Annotated in this window: 8 protein-coding genes; all 8 read right to left on the minus strand. The window is 43.4% G+C overall.

All coding sequences use genetic code 11. The annotated features are described in order from the left end of the window. Nucleotides 1-26: 26 nt before the first annotated feature. Nucleotides 27-2,135, minus strand: a complete 2,109-nt coding sequence (locus tag B3139_RS11005) for a bifunctional aldolase/short-chain dehydrogenase (protein WP_293882917.1) — start codon at nucleotides 2,133-2,135, stop codon at nucleotides 27-29. A gap of 18 nt (nucleotides 2,136-2,153) precedes the next feature. Next, a complete protein-coding gene (rhaT, locus tag B3139_RS11010) occupies nucleotides 2,154-3,230 on the minus strand; it encodes an L-rhamnose/proton symporter RhaT (RefSeq protein WP_209578225.1) in 1,077 nt (358 codons plus the stop codon). A 271-nt stretch (nucleotides 3,231-3,501) separates the two neighbouring features. Beyond that, the gene (locus B3139_RS11015; RefSeq protein WP_293882922.1) at nucleotides 3,502-5,826 is read right to left on the minus strand and encodes a DUF5703 domain-containing protein; all 2,325 of its coding nucleotides are present in this window, start codon (nucleotides 5,824-5,826) and stop codon (nucleotides 3,502-3,504) included. 6 nt (nucleotides 5,827-5,832) lie between these two features. After that, nucleotides 5,833-7,254, minus strand: coding sequence for a sialate O-acetylesterase (locus B3139_RS11020; RefSeq protein ID WP_293882925.1), 1,422 nt, complete (start codon nucleotides 7,252-7,254; stop codon nucleotides 5,833-5,835). Between the two features lie 19 nt (nucleotides 7,255-7,273). After that, the gene (locus B3139_RS11025; protein WP_293882928.1) at nucleotides 7,274-9,292 is read right to left on the minus strand and encodes an aceric acid hydrolase; all 2,019 of its coding nucleotides are present in this window, start codon (nucleotides 9,290-9,292) and stop codon (nucleotides 7,274-7,276) included. Between the two features lie 7 nt (nucleotides 9,293-9,299). Continuing rightward, complete coding sequence (locus tag B3139_RS11030; RefSeq protein ID WP_293882930.1) at nucleotides 9,300-12,701, minus strand: glycosyl hydrolase; 3,402 nt, start codon at nucleotides 12,699-12,701, stop codon at nucleotides 9,300-9,302. Between the two features lie 153 nt (nucleotides 12,702-12,854). Beyond that, nucleotides 12,855-16,043 (minus strand): glycoside hydrolase family 2 TIM barrel-domain containing protein, encoded by a 3,189-nt coding sequence (locus tag B3139_RS11035; protein ID WP_293882932.1) that lies wholly within the window; start codon nucleotides 16,041-16,043, stop codon nucleotides 12,855-12,857. Next, a partial coding sequence (locus tag B3139_RS11040; protein WP_293882934.1) for a trehalase family glycosidase occupies nucleotides 16,021-16,838 on the minus strand: 818 nt, incomplete at its 5' end. The genes B3139_RS11040 and B3139_RS11035, both read right to left, overlap by 23 nt.

Here is a 16,838-nt window from a genome sequence, read left to right on the forward strand (position 1 = left end):
TGAACGCGACACCTAAGATATAAAAATTAGCGTACAAACGCCATTGCAACACCTCCGTCAACGTTTAAAACATTCCCTGTAGATTTGCTCAACAGTCCGCCCACAAAGGCGAAACAAGCGTTCGCAATATCCTCCGGAAGAATGATCTGATTCAATAAAGTTCGCTTTGCATAATAGGCCGGCAATTCGGCTACCGTGATACCATAAGCCTTAGCACGACCTTCGGCCCATCCGCCGGCCCAAATATTACTGTCTGAAATAACGGCGTCCGGGTTAACCACGTTCACGCGTACGCCTGCCGGACCTAATTCGGCAGCACATAAACGGCTTAAATGCAATTGTGCGCCTTTTGCACTTCCATATCCTGTATTATTTGGACCACTGACCAAGGCATTTTTACTGACAATATTGATGATATCACCGCCGATTGCTTGGCCTTTTAATAATGAAGTCACTCCTTGAGTAACAAGGAATTGACCTTTTACCAGTACGTTATATAATAAGTCCCAATCGTTCTCCGTATGATCTTCGATTGTTTTCGAAATCGATAATCCGGCGTTGTTGACCACAATATCAATACCACCAAATGCTAGCGTAGCATCTTTCAAAGCATCTTTGATCGAATTCGCATTGGTTACGTCGAGGCTCGTAGCGATGACTGCATCTTTTCCAAACTCGGCTACAAACTCGGCTTTGCTTGACTCCAAACGTTCTGTGTTGATATCATTTAACACGATAACAGCCCCCTCTTGTGCCATCTTTTTTGCAATCGCTTTACCGATACCACCCCCACTTCCAGTGACCAAAGCAATTTTCCCTGACAGAGCTTTTGGCTTTGGCATACGCTGAAGCTTGGCTTCTTCCAATAACCAATATTCAATATCGAATGCTTCCTGACGGGGCAAAGCGGTGTACTCACTCACTGCTTCTGCTCCTTTCATAACATTGATTGCATTGGTATAGAACTCTGCTGCTACGCGTGCTGTCTGTTTGTCTTTCGCAAATGCGAACATTCCTACTCCAGGGTATAGAACAATTACCGGATTTTTATCTCGCACTGCTGGGCTATTTTCATGTTTGCAGTTTTCATAATATTGCGCGTACATCTCACGGTATTCGTCAAATAAGGGCGTTAACTTTGCTTTTAACTCCTCCACGTTGTCTAAATCTTGTGATTTATCCAAATTCAATACCAACGGCTGAATTTTCGTTCTTAAAAAGTGATCCGGACAGCTGGTACCAAGCGGAGCCAAACGTTCTAAATCATTTGAATTGATAAATTCCAATACGCGCTCATCATCTGTAAAATGCCCGATCATGTGGCGCTCACTGGAACAAAAACCTCTTAAAATAGGAGCGAGTTTGGCTGCTTGTGCATTTCTTTCTTCCTTGCTGAGACTAGTTACTTGCTGCCCCCCGAATACAGGCGCTTTTTTACCATAGTTTTGCTCAAGATATTCCGCACAAGCTTCGATGACGTCCAGGGAATTGATATAACAGTCATAAGCCGTATCTCCCCAAGTAAATAAGCCATGTGAGCCCAACATAATACCACGGATACCTGGGTTTTCTTCTAAACAAGCACGCAACTGCAAACCTAGGTCAAACCCAGGGCGTTGCCACTCCACCCATCCTATAGTTCCATTAAACAATTCTTGGGTTATTTTCTTTCCATCTTTTGCCGCAGCAATCGCAATTGCAGCGTCTGGATGGAGGTGATCTATATGTTTGAACGGCAGAAACCCATGTAAAGGTGTATCGATAGAAGGGGCTTTTGATGCTAAATCATAGATACAATGGTTAAATAACTCAACCATTTCATCTTCATGTTCAAGACCACGATAGACATTTTCCAAATTGCGAAGACGTTGTAAATAAAGCGCTGCCAGACCTGACTTTTTCAACGTTCCGATATCTCCACCAGACCCTTTAATCCACATCACCTCTACTTCTTCTCCCGTCAAGGGATCTTTTTCCACTACTTTACAAGATGTATTCCCTCCACCATAATTTGTAATTCTTAAATCTGCACCTAGAATATTTGAACGATATAATAACAAAGCTACTTCATCACCCCTTAGTGCCTGAGCTTTCTCATCGTCCCATAAATAATTGACATGTTTGTACGTTTTCACTGCTTCTATATTTAAATATTAATTTTCTAATGTCTTCGCAAACCCTACAATGCAAATAGAGATGATAATGGTTAGAATTCCTCCTATGATTGAACGATACGTCGAACGATCGACACCTTTCCATTCCTTGAGCACTACGCCCCATGCATTGGAAATAAGAATGATAAAGGCCATGTGTAGGATCCAAGAGCTAGCGCCGTTTCCAAGACGGCTTTCTCCCATACCGTAAAAGAAAAACTGTAAATACCAGGTGGTTCCTGCTAAAGCACATAAAAGGAAATTCTTGCCTCTCGGTGCTTTTGATTTCGTATAATCCGAAAACGTTTTGTTTTTAATCAACAAATAAAGGCACCATAGGAAGTTTGTTGTAAACCCACCCCAAAGTATCACAATGTAGGTGACATTATTCTGGTAAAGAAATTCGCCTTGGTTTGGATTAACAGACTTCCACAATGTATTTGCCACATCGGCCATGGGTTTTCCGGCTTCAATCCCGAAATTGAAACAAGCACTTAGTATCCCTGAAACAATAGCTACTACAATTCCTAAACCAAAATTATAATCGGATTTGCTCGCTGTGGATAGGGAGGTTATATGTTTCTCTTTAGAAACACCTGCCTTACCACATAGATATACACCAAGCACACAGACTAAAAGACCAAGGAGAATACAAATACCGGATTGGGTTGTAAAAAAATAATCTATGCCATGCTTGCCTTCTGCTTTATTAAAAAAATAATAAATGCTGGGCATTAAAGAACCAAACACCATACTCAGGCCCAAAATAATACTGCTACCCAGGGATACTCCAAGATAGCGTACACCAAGACCATAAGTTAAACCGCCGATGCCCCAAAGCAAACCAAACAAAAATGTGTAACCTAATATCGTGTTATTCGCACTTTTAATAATCTCAATAAAATTGGGTATCGTCAACATCGCCGCTATGGGCGGAACAATAATCCACGAAAAAAGTCCGCCTAGAATCCACATGGATTCCCAGGACCATCCTTTTACTTTCTTGTACGGCACATAAAAACTTCCAGAAGCGAATCCGCCTATGAAATGAAATATAACTCCGAAAACTGCATTCATATAAACGTTATTTAGGTTCTTAGCAACTAAGATAATTCTTTGGTTTTTCAGAACTGTTATGCACTGTTATGAACGACCCGATTTTGTATAAAAAAAAACAAAAGGGGCTATCCAATCTTCTTGGATAGCCCCTTTATTAATATTTTAGACATCGTGTGTATTGACCTAGGAGTCAAGGCATCAAACGTCTATTTTCTTGTTTTTCAGCGCTCAATTTAATGGTTACAATGGGTTAATACGCGACGTTGTTTCGCTAACAATTTCGAAGCGGCTATTGCAATAGGTTGACAATTGCCGCTTCTCTTTCTTTTGGAAAAACTTTTAGCTCCAATAATTTACCGTCCTTTAATCTTCCTTCAACGGTAGTCTGCCCTGGCGCATGTAGTTTAAAATCCACATTCCAATCTTTGGGCCAAGCTGGAAAAAGATAAATTTTATCATCTGTTACCTGCAAAAGCATTTCCTGCAAGCCGATCATGCCCGAACCACCCCAGTTATGATCCGGAACCCAATCAAAACCTGGCCCCCAAAAGGTGGGGAATCGCCGTTCTGCATTTTTTAGTTTCGAGAGGGTCAATTGCTTCGCTTCGTCGGTCAACCCAAGGCGTGCAGCAAAGATATTATGCTGCTTCCAGCCAACATAGCTTTTGAATTTAAGCACATCGGGATCATAGGTGTACGTATTGAGGGCAATATCGATATCTGCTTTACCGATACCATAAATTCCCCAAGGATATACAGGATAGAGCTGCGGGGATTCGGTATTGTTGATCCGGGCCCATAGCTGCGCTGGAGCCAGCATTTTTTTGCCCCCGATTTCACGCTGTGGCAAAGGTGGGATTCTGGTTAAAAACCCCTGAAAATAACCACGCGACTCAGCGTTGATATACCCCTTGGGCAATGCCAGCAATCCCTTGGTTACCTGCTGTAAAGCAGCAATTGTACTTGCCGAATTATAGGCCATTTTATAGGTTTCCGCAGAAGAGCCAGGATATAGTACAAGATGACCTGCATCATCCAATACCTTGCTACCCCGTTGCCGAGCCCGGTATTGATAATGCTCATCAAAAAAACGCAGACAACTTTCTATCAACGGAATATAAGTCTGAATATCGGACTTATTATAACGTTCTGTTTCCAGTATCATCATGCAGAACTCCAGCACCGTATCCCACTCGTATTCCAGCCAGGCATTATATTCGAGGCCCTTATCAAAATCTTTGGGCCGTTTCCAATTGTATTCAGCAGGATTGGGTAAACCAAAATTTTCGATCTGTTCTGTAAAACTGGCACCAGCGTGCCCCCAATAAAATTTGGATCGCCATTCGGCATTCTTCAAAAGGCGTTGATAAAACTTAAACTGCGCCGGCATTAGATCAAAATCACCGCTCTTCAATAATGGCCAATACACTAAGCGCTGATTTTGTGCGGTATGGGTACCTCCACCCCAATTCCGAAAATCCGGTGTGAACGTAAACGTACTATCGATCGTGACAGGATCGTAGGTAAATAAACCGCCATTAAATTTTGTTGGATAATCTCCGTAAGCATTACAAGCTAGCATAAATCGAAACAACTGATAGTTTCGGCCGACTTGCCAAGCTTCATTATGGGGATCTTTTAAGCCAGGCTGGATAACGATATGACTTCTATCCCAAAAAGATTTCCACCAGGATTCCGTCGCCCGTTTGAGCGACACAAAGCTAGGTTTGGGCGTAGCCAGATCTTCCAGTTCTGCTTTCCAGTGCTTTAGGTCTGCTTGCTGTCCTACGTGAAGCGTAACTTGAAGTGCATGATTGGTTTTTGCGGCTTTACTTTTGAGTACCCAAGCTTGATATGGTGTATTCATATAGGTTCCGGCACGCTCACCGGCGTATACAAAATCTTCTCCTTTTAAAAGACCGCCTGAAATCCTATTTTTCAAGGGATTATATAACGAATCTTTAATGGTTGTCAGGCCTTGTTGATCGACGACAAGGTCAAACGCTGTAGTCGCTTGATTTTGATGATAGAAAATAATATTGTTTGCTTCTGCCACAATCTGATCTTTAGGCGTCACCACTGGTTTTGGCGGTGCCCACTTCCAAGAATTCGCATTATTTTCCTTCTTCTTAGGAAACAGATCCTGAAAACGCCAGCTCTCGTAAGCTGCTTCCACCTTAACCTTCCGGTTGCTGCTCACTTCAAGATGGACATTAGGATTGAAAACATCCACCCAAACCAATATTTCAGCCTTCACTCCTCTGTTCTCCCCTTTCAGAACAATGTGTCCCTTTTCCAACTGCAATTCCTGTTGAAATTTTCCGTCCAAAAACGGGTTGGGATAGAGACGAAGTCGAATACGGCCAAGCTTCAACAGGGTATTGTTCTCGTCAAATGCCCCGGTCTTCCCTAAATACACAAGTAGTTCACCGTTCTCCATCCAAACGTTCAATCCAATATCTCCACCTCCTACAGGCATGGATTCAGATGAATTCTTGCTTTGCCTGGACCAAGTTACATTGTAGTCCTTCCAGTTGAACTCCTGCGCCCAGGCTGGATTTAAGAAGGTTGCTACTAGAAATAGGACGCCTATAATACGTTTTTCAATCATCATTTCTATTTACCAATCATCCGTACGGAAAGAGCTTAAGGGCAAGCCATTGGCTCCAAACACATCTCCGACAACGAAATTTTTAAAACCATAACGCACAGCCACTGGTTCACTAACTTTTGGCGACACGAGCACAATACTCTTTCCCTTAAAAACAGCCTCTGCAGGATAAAAAACCTGATCTTTACCCGCAATTTCAAAAGTCTCCACTTTTTTACCATATGATGTTAGCCCCAATGGTGCATCCTTAAAAGAAAGTATCGCTGTACTGCCTTTAATTTCCAACGTTTCATATAGGGGGCTTTTGAGATTTAACGTCTCAAAACCATAGCTATCATGCAGTGCAAGGTAGGCCAATCGTTCGCCACTTTGCTGTTTATGTGATGGGTGGATGCAATTCTGTTCGCCCAAATCCAAGGTGACGGCCATTGCAGAATACGGAATTTTATCCAAAGATTTACGTTGTGCATCGCGTAGATAGGCCGAATTGTATTTTCCCCCAACATGATAAGGCGGCAATGAAGCATAATCAAATGGTGCAATTTGCATAAAATAAAACGGAAGTTTATTATTTCCCCATAACGCACGGAATTTTTCAACCATCCGGGGGAATAGTATTTCATATTGCTCTGGACGATCGTAGTTAGATTCTCCTTGGTACCAAATCATGCCACGGATACCGTATCCTGCAATAGGATGGATCATACCATTGTACAACATGGTCGGAATACGGTTTTTATCTTTCAGTCCCTCTTCTTCTTTAGGGATCTGCAGACCTTTCTGATCTGCCAACCAGGATGCCTCCATCCAGGCTTCAATAGTTGAACCACCATAGCTGCTATGAATCAAACCAACAGGCACCCCTAAAGTTTTGCGCAATTGCCGTCCGAAATAGTAGGCCGTTGCACTAAAACCGACCACGGATTGCGGTTCAGCTTTCTTCCAAACACTTGGTTTACTGTCAGCTGCGGGCTGAATCTGTGGATTGCGAGGCACGGTATAGATACGCAGTTGATCGTCTTTGGAATCCATCATCGTTTCGGTGCTACCGAGGATCGGTTGCCCTGGATAGCCTTTTAAAGGCATTTCCATGTTCGACTGGCCCGAACATAACCAAACTTCACCAATTAAAATATCATGGAGTTCAATGCTATTCTTTTCTGAGACCTTGATCTGATAAGAACCGCCTGCTACAGGTGTTTGTACTACAATTTTCCATTTGCCAAGTTTATCTGCTTTCGCTTGATATTTCTGCCCATTCCAGGAGGTCTGTACGGTTATTGTTGCCTGCGGTTCTGCCCAGCCCCAAAAAGGGACTTTGCTTTGTTGCTGCAGCACCATTCCATCGGTAAAGAGCGCCGATAAACGGACTTCCGCCTGGCTCTCCAATTGTGCCAATAGGAATACGATCATAAAAAAATAAGTTTTCATCTTCATACGATTTATCCCATTAAAATACTGGCATCCAAACGCTCATATCACCAAATGCACGGTTTCCCCAAGCAAAATAGGGTACCAGACGCACAGGGATAGTTTCAGGCTTTCCATCGGAAGTTTTACGGTATAGTGAATTCCATTTCGTGCTATTTGTACGATAGGCTTTTCCTTCCAACAAGACAATATCCTGCCCTAAGATATTTTCATTTTTCGGCACAAACTGTTCACCCTGTTTCATTTTCAGATCAAAGATATTGACATCCGCAGCCACATCCTGCTTCTCTAGGCAATACACGATCGGTCCACGCATGACTGCAACCTGGTTACGCGTTTCCTCAACAAGTGGATTTGACTCCATCAGAGCAACCTCCATCGGCAGTTTGACGGTAACGCGATCACCTTTCTTCCACAATCCAGCTAATATGGCATAGCCTTTCTCCATCGGTGCTTCGATTTTCGTTTCGTTTTTCCATATTTCAACCTTCCCAGCCCAACCCGGCACCCGGAGTTTCAGGGTATAACTGGAAGGAAATTCTTTTAGGATAAAGGTGGCGGATCCTTCCCATGGGTAGCTGGATTCTTGTACAATGTAAATATGTTTGCCTTGGTATGTTGTATTCAATTCATTTCCGCCATACAAGTTGACTGCAACAGCATCTTTGGATAGTCCGTAAGCATAGTTGGCTACTTCTGCAATCGTACGAACGATATTGGGTGGACAACAATTAGACAACGAGATATAAGGAACTCGCTTTTTGGACCAGCGCTGCTGGAAAGGGAGATCGGATGAATAACTCAATGGATTGGTGTACAAAAATTTGTCACCATCTAAACTGATCCCAGACAGCACACTGTTATAGAGTGCCAGTTCCAATACATCGATGTATTTTGCATCGCCCGTGAAATTTGCCATGCGCCAATTCCACAACATATTGCCAATATTTGCGCAGCTCTCATTATGCGCCGTTAAGTTGGGCAATTGATAATCCCGCCCAAATGCCTGATGGATTTTCTGTACCTCACTAGGATTATAGGAAGTTCCGTCAGGTGAGGTACCATCATACAGCGATCCCAGACCGCCTGTAATGTACATCTTGTGCTTCGTGACATCGTCCCAAATTTCAAAAAGGCGGTTGCTCAACGTTGTATCTGCAATTTCAGCGCATAAATCTGCTACACCTGCATAAAGATAGCTCGCCCTTACGGCATGTCCCGTAGCTTTATGTTGCTGACGGAATGGAATGCGATCTTGGTTATCATCCGTTCCATCTTCGATTTCACCTTTAATATCAATTAAATGCTTGGCTAATTCTAAATATTTTGGGTCTTTGGTCGTCCGATAAAGCTCGACGGTCCCCATATAATGAGAGGGACAGATTGCATTTCGGGCTAAAGTTGGATTGGACTTTTTATAAAACCCATACAGATAATCCGCTGCCTTTATTGCAATATCCAATAGTTCCCGTTGTCCCGTTGTCCGGTAATGTATGCATCCGGCCGTCATTAAATGTCCAATATTATAAGACTCAAAGCTCAAACGATCTTGAAATTCAATATTTTTTCCCGAACGTTCCTGATCAATTGTCGCTTTCGTATAGATGTAGCCATCAGTACGTTGTGCTTTTCGGATCACAGGAGTCACTTCATCTATCATCCGAAGCAGCTTTTTATCTTTTGTCTGGGCATATAGTGCACAGACTGCTTCTAATGTTTTGTAGAAGTCGCCGTCATGAAAAGATGGTCCGCTATGCTCACCCTTTTCCAATCCCGCGGCGATTTCAAAATTACGATAAGCATGGCTAATGGAGGCATCGGTATAAACGTGCCAGAGTTGCGGTACCATCTGCTCATAACACGATTTGGTACGATCCGCCCAAAAGCCTTTCGTCCATTTCACGTCGCCCATATCAACTGCGTTTTGAACAGCTTGGGGACTCGACCCCGTATTGGTAATAGACTTTTCCTGGGCCTGGACTTGACAGGCCGTCGCGAAGAAGAGCCCCAGGATCATTAGTTTGTGCTTCGTATTCATGATTTCTTTATTTTGCATCTAACCACAGTAAGTCAACTTTCCCTTGTAATCCGGAAGGTAATAAGCCTTTGAGGAACTTGTCTGACGCTGTTGTCTGTATTTTCTTTTCTACTGTTGTATTCTCTTTTTCATAAAGGAAACGGTTCCCCCATATATTATAGACCTTGACCTGTACTTTATTATCACCTTGCCGGATAAAATCAGTTACATCGATCTGATAAGGTTTTGTCCAGACAACCCCAGCATATTGTCCATTGACAAAGATTTCTGCCATAGATTCAATGGCCGAAAATTGTAAATGAGCGCGTTGCTTTTCAGCTATTTTTTGGATATGAATGGTCGTTTGATAACTTCCTGCTCCAGCATGATATTTAATGTCATCGTCTGCACTGGCTGTCCAAAACTGAGGCTCTTGCTGTTTAATTGCTTGCTTGCCGGATAACCCATCAGCCGTAAATGACCAGGGTCCTGTCAAAGCTGTTTTTCCGGAGTATTGATAGGTCGGTATATCTATTTTTTTATCGCTGGTCAATACAAAGCTAGATTGATACGCATCAAACGAAAGTTCGATAACGGTCCTATCGTTGATCACTTTAAACGGTAAAACCGCTAGTTTGTCGCTTACAGGATCGTAACGGTAGGCATATTTTTCTTTTGTCCGTAAAGATAAAGTTGCCTTTTGCGCTAAACTATCTTGATTGGCTACAAAAAGCAAATCACCACCATCGAAACGGCGATGGTTCCAAGAAATATGTGGATTGTGCCCTTCGTTAATCAGCACATCGGGAGCAATATTGAGAGGACTAAAATCTTTGGATTTATAGTTTCCAACAAGTACGCGACCTTTGCCGATCTGCTTCGTTTGTAATGTTGTATTTGTGAATGGCTCTAGCCCAGTGAATAACTCATCAAGCAAAATGCGATACTGTTGTACTTTGTCATCGGTCAGTTTGCCCCGCCATGTCTGTGGAATATCTTGGAAGAGCACCGTAGCCCCTTGATTGACAAGACTCCTGATGCGTTCTAGCGTACGAAGGGAATATTGGCTACCATTCGGATTTAATGCTGTTTCTCCAGGCATCACAAGTAAAGCATAAGCAATATGATTCGCAAAAATCACCTTACCGTCCTGTACGCTAGTCTGATTCCAAAGCGCATCGGGATTGAAGGAATCGTAGGCATAGCCGCGTAGTGGATCGACCCAATCTTCGGGTCTATACATATTGGCTCCTGTAGTCACACCTGCAACTTTTTGTAAGGGTAGGCCGACATTGGCCAACAAAGAATCTGTCCGATGAACACGGGCTTCACCAATAATACCGGGTAAGAAATCGATCAAAGCACTTGGGAGTACAGACCTTCTTGGAATCTCCTCCCCAATAAACACAGCCACATCTCGTACGGGTACTCCATATTGAAGTAGCTGCTGTGAACGGATTGCATAATTAACCCATTCCTTACCAGGCTTCCACCACGTTTGATCGCGCTGAAAATAGGTTCCGATACCGTCCATGGTCATACCAGGTTTACGGTCCATCCAGGGATTATGCACATACACATGGTAGACCAGATTGTTGATGCCCAAGGCGTAATTTCGGTCCTGAAGACTTTTCAGAAGCCGCGGATGTTCATCCCATTGTGCACGGATCTGGGTAAAAGCCTCCGACATGGTAACGCGCTTACCATAAATATGGCTTCCCGAAATGGCATCCAAGATATCCGCTGGTTTATCGTGCGAAGGGCTTCGGAACCAAAATTCGCCCATTGGACGGTCGGTTGAAGCAAAATGTGCCAAACCATCACCGACCATCACAGGAGCAGTGGCTTCTGCTGTAAATTCAACACCGTATTCATCCGCTTTTCGACGTAATGTCGCATAGCCATTCTCTTGTAACAGTTCGCTGATGGTCTGTCTGTAATCTTGCAAAAAGGCTTCGGAATCTTCCACACTATTCACAAAACAACCTGCTAAAACCGGGAGATAGTTAGTCAGGTCATAGCCCCGGCGTTTTAAAAACTCATCCGGAAAACTACGGGTCCAGTTTTGACTACCACATTCCCAAGAATCAATATGAAATACCGTGAGAACTTCTTTAGACAAGTGTGGATCTACATGCTTTTTGGCTGCTCCAAACCACTGATCAAATTGAAAAGCGACAGTAGCTGCGTCCAACTTATCACATTCTAGGCCCTTTCCTGCACCAGCAGTTTCATTTTTATGGCCAGTAGAGGTATGTCCCACCCGTAATATTTTCCACCTTCCTGCAGGTAATGTCAGGTCGACACGACCCGCTTGATCCGGCTTAGGCAAACGGATAAGCTGTTGCTGTCCAATAATAGCTTTCGGCACAACAGCGCTTGGGTCGGACTTTTTGCCAACACGCCATATTTCACCTGTCTTGCCTTCGATCTGATGAACCTGCGCTTCTTCAAACAGACTGATACCATTCAATTTTAGGGAAGGCTTCCATTTACCAGAATCAAGGTCTTCGGCTCCGGGCTCACTTCCTGTGGGATCGTATACGAAGCGAAAATATTTCGCTTTGGTGTAGGGAATCAGATGTGTTACACCATTATCCCAATCCAACCAGCCCATTCTTGGGGATTCTAATTGTGTAATCTTCCGAAAATTTAAGCCATCATCGCTGGCCCAAACTTGCAGACGATTCGCTTGGTAATTGGATGCTGTCCATTCAATTTTCAATGAATTGCAAGGGAAGGGCCGCTCAAAAGCATATTGAATCCATCCTGGCGCAGCTGCTGCAAAATTTTGTTTGTTGCCCCTTTCAGCCAATCGTTTTAGATCTTCGCCATAGCTATTGGTTACCTGTACCAGCTCTGTAAAGCTCTTTCGCGGCGAGTGGGTCAATGGCATCGCAAATAAAGCGATATCTTCGTAATAGCCTTGTTGCGTTTGGGGTTGTGGCAATTGAATACCAGGTGATCGCCCGCCCTTGCTATTGACTACGGTATCTGCATAAACCAATTTTTGCATCGATTTTTCTGGACTAATCCATGGTCCACCAGCGGTCGCAAATCCATCATTAGGTAACAAAGCGATCTTTAATCCATATTTTTTTGCCTCGGCAACGATGTATCCAAACATATCCCACCATTCGGGTGTCAAAGACTCTGTTGGCGGATTGAAAAGCGGCGGATTGGTTTTGCCCTTGATCGGTGCTAGATAGGCTCCTGCGATCTTATTTTCAGCCATCGCTTTCAAATCTGCTGCAATCCCTTCCTTGGAATAACTGGCATGCATAAAGTACCAAAACACCCAAGGTTTTGCCTGTTCAAACGAACGCTGATCCAAAGGAACTAATGCCGTTGGAATACCTTTAATCTGTGCACTGCTGTTCAAACAGCCAAAAAGAAGACTTGTCCCTAATAGCAACTTAATCCTCGTCATATCTTATCTTGTTCTTTAAAGCTATCCAAAAAGGTTGGACAGCCTATTTCTTTCACTTTTAAATTTATCTCCCTTATCACGTCATTTCAACTAGTCGACACCTACAGGGTTTAACTTTACTTACTGGATATCTTCCTGCTAATCTTCATTTATTTAATTAGATTTTACAAAATCCTCGATCGATTGATTCAAATCTGTCGGAATCAAATAAAAGGAATAATTGTAGTCTTGTGCTGGAATCTGATATTTTTCCAACGGTTGCGACACATCTGTCCAAGTATCATTTCCACCGACCCCCATCTGTTTTAAATCGACATTTAAGGTAATTTTATCTTCCTTTTTCAATTTAAACCAGTGCTTTGCTTCGACAATCGCTTTTTGTGAATAAGGCCATGCACTCATATGCAATGGCTGTTTGCCGACAACCAAAAGACCCGAATTTCTATTTTTGAGGTGCATCCAACGTACATCCATCCGATTTCCATTCTCCTGCGGATAAAGGTAGTGCTCCATCAATTGATCGATATTCATGTGATAAACACCAAGATCAAATCCATAAGCACGATCAGGGTAGTTTTCCATTGGCCCTAGGCCATAATATTGGATATCGTCAAATGTCGGATTGATACCCATTTGGAGCCCAACTTTTGGGATATTAGGTAATCCAGCCTTCACCTGCAACTGGTAGTTTACTGACACAATACCTGGATTTTTCACCGTATAGATCACTTTTACCTGTGCAGAATCAGCTGCAAGGGCATACAGTGTCTGTATTTCATACCCTTGATCTTTTTCCTGCGCGTTTACCGACACTACTTTTGGTGTGCCATACCAGTATTTTAGTTTTTTCTCCGGTTTCCAGCCCCGGCGGTCATTGTCCGTAGCCGGCCGCGTAAAGTTTGGGCGAATGGCATCTTTGATTATTTCCTGTCCCTTGTAATTAAACGCAGTCAAACTTCCAGTCGATTTGTCAAAGCTAACCTGAAAGTTTTTGCCTGCGATCTGATACTTATCGGCAGTTTCTGTTTTGATCAATTGACCTCCTTTGTATGATAAAGGTCGTAGGACATTGGATTGTTCCTGCAAGCGTACTTGCGATGAAGAGACCACAAATCCAACTGGAGCCCATGCAGTCGCTTCGCGTAGACGGAATTGGATATCAAGCTGATATTCCTGATCTGCGGCACGCTTGAAAGGTAAATATTTGGCAAAGCTTACCTGCGCAGAATCGCCTGCGGCCAGATTCATGGCCGATATCGGCACTTCTTTTACCAGCAGCCCATTTCTGCGGAATAATAAGACAGCATCATAATGGTTGAGGTTGAGCACCGCTGATCTATTTTTGACTTGTACCGTGGCCTTTTCTGGATCAACCAAAGTGACCTCTGCAGGCTGATAGATGCGCTTATTTTCGTACATCGCCGCTTTTGGACGTCCCCAAGCGTCGGTAATGCCATTCAGGCTAAAAGCTCCATTATGCACCTTTTCACCAAAATCGCCACCATAAGCCAGCACTTTACCATAAACGGAATCTTTGCGAATCAAGGCCTGATCCTTATAGTCCCAGATAAAACCACCAATCAAACGTGGATGGGCACGAAAAATATCCCAAAAATCACGAATGTTACCAGTCGAATTGCCCATGGAATGGGTATATTCAACAAAGAGGATCGGGCGATGGTCACCATTGTCCTGATTTAAGAGTAATGATGGAGTGAAAATGCCTGGATAAAATCGAGAGACCATGTTCACGTAATACTGATCCTTTACATTTTGAATCCGATGCGCGTGATCGTTGGATTTTGGATAACGAGAATCTGAAGGGTCAATATAGCCCGGCAACTGATGGCTCCCCATAGCTGGTTCGTAATGTACAGGACGTGTGATGTCGAAATCATGGATCCAGGCAGCCATCGCGGCTGTATTCGGACCTCTTCCAGATTCATTTCCCAACGACCAGATGATAATGGAAGGATGATTCTTGTCCCGTTCCACCATGCGTGTGACACGTTCCTGAAGTGCCGCCAGCCAGGAGGGATCGTTCATGAGTTTTCCACCAAGTCCATGGGTCTCCATATTAGCTTCATCCATCACCATAATACCATAACGGTCACAGAGCTCATAGATATAGGGATCATTCGGATAATGAGAAGTCCGGATCGCATTAAAATTAAATTGTTTGATTTGGCGAATATCCGCTTCCATATCTTCCCGTGTCAATGCCTTCCCCCGTTCAGGATGGTGATCATGACGGTTGACACCATAGAGGTAGGTCGTTTTACCATTGATCAGAAGTTTGCTATCGTTTGGAGAGAAAGCGATGCTCCGAAATCCTACTTGACAGGTCTTCGCTTCGAGCAAACGATTTTCTTTGTCGTAAAGCGTCAGTACCAAACGGTAGAGATTAGGTTCTTCCGGGGACCATTTCTTTGGATTTTTGANNGTAAAACCGTTGATGCTGTCGCCCGAAAAATTATCAACTTTTGGACGAAGCGAGAATTTGGCATCTTGATAATCAGCATCTAAAGTTGCCTGCCAATGAAAATCAGCAATACGAACTTTTGGCTCGGCCATCAAAAATACCTCGCGGTGAATACCGCTCATGCGCCAATGATCTTGATCTTCTAGATAGGAAGCATCGCTCCAACGCAAGACTTGGATAGAGATGCGATTTTTACCTTTTTTAAGATAGGGTGTGGCATTAAATTCAGATGGCAAGCAGGAGTCTTCCGCATAACCTACGTATTTGTCATTAATCCACAACTGATAGGCAGAGATAACCCCTCCAAAATGTAAGGTAATATTCATTCCATCCCAAGATCCGGGCAATTCGAATGTCTTTTGATACGATCCTACACCATTGTAATCTTTGGGAATGCGCGGCGGATCAATTGGGCTAAATGGATAGACTGCCGAACGGTAAATGGGAATATCATAACCTTTCATCTCCCAATTGGAAGGAACCTGGATTTTGTCCCATCCGCTGACCTCGGATAAATGAAAATCTTGCGGTGCATCGGCCGGTTTAAAGGCAAATTTAAAATCCCATTCTCCATTCAAAAAAAGCATCCGTTTGTTTGTTACCCTTTCATTCTTCAAGGCTTCTTCAATCGTGGCATAAGAGTATCCTGTCGCACGTGAGGGGTCTCTATTGATGGAAGTAATCATCGGATTTTCCCAAGGCGCGGCAATATGACCATTCGGCACCGGTGGGATGACCGCCGGTTTACCGTCAACCGTTTGTGCCTGTACTGAAATCGCAGACATCGACAGCAACAGGGCAACACTCAGCTTGGATACGACTATTTTTTTATATAACCTAGTATTTGTAATCGACTTCATATGCTATTCCTTTTTCCAAAACGAGTTCATAGTCGTTTCCTGAGATATGTTTTACTTGACCTTGTTTCACGCGTGGAACAACCTTGCTCCGCAGTTTTAATGTCCCTGTTCCAACAGGTGATTTTACCTTGATCTTGTTTTTCGACACGTAAAGTTCAATCTCACCCTTTGGTGTTGGTATTTTTCCCTCCATCCATGCTAAGGATGCCAAATAGGGCTTGATTTCGTACTGCGAATAACCCGCAGCCGTTGGTTGTACACCAAGATAATACTTGCCCAGCAAATAGATCGGGCTTGCTCCCCACGAATGACAAAGGCTCTTACCAAAATCTCTTCCATACATCGCATAGTGCTCGGCTCCTTTTTTCGCTGGATTAAATTCTTCCCAGAAGGTCGTCGCACCCAGTTTTAGCATACCGCCCCAATAGTCCTTCATTTCTTTCATCACATAGTCCTTTTCACCAAGTTCACACAAAGCTTCAAGTTCGTAGTAACGCATATAAGGTGTAGTAATCTGTTGTACCTGATCATTTAACAAGACATTAGCCTTCACGCCTGCCTGTTGCTGTTCGTTCAGATAATTAAAAAAAATCGCAAACATATTGGTGTAGCGTGTCACGTTATCGGTTTGCTTACCATCAATACGACTATGTGCAAAGGCTTTTTTCTGATCGTTCCAGTAATACGCAAATAGCTTATCTTTGAGTTGTTGAGCTTCTTGTTGATAGTGTTGGTTGTCTTTCGGCTCGCCAACCAAATCGGCACACATCGCCATGGTTTCGAGACTGCGGCACA

Origin of the sequence: Sphingobacterium sp. UBA1498 (genome assembly GCF_002325125.1) — a bacterium.
GTDB lineage: Bacteria > Bacteroidota > Bacteroidia > Sphingobacteriales > Sphingobacteriaceae > Sphingobacterium.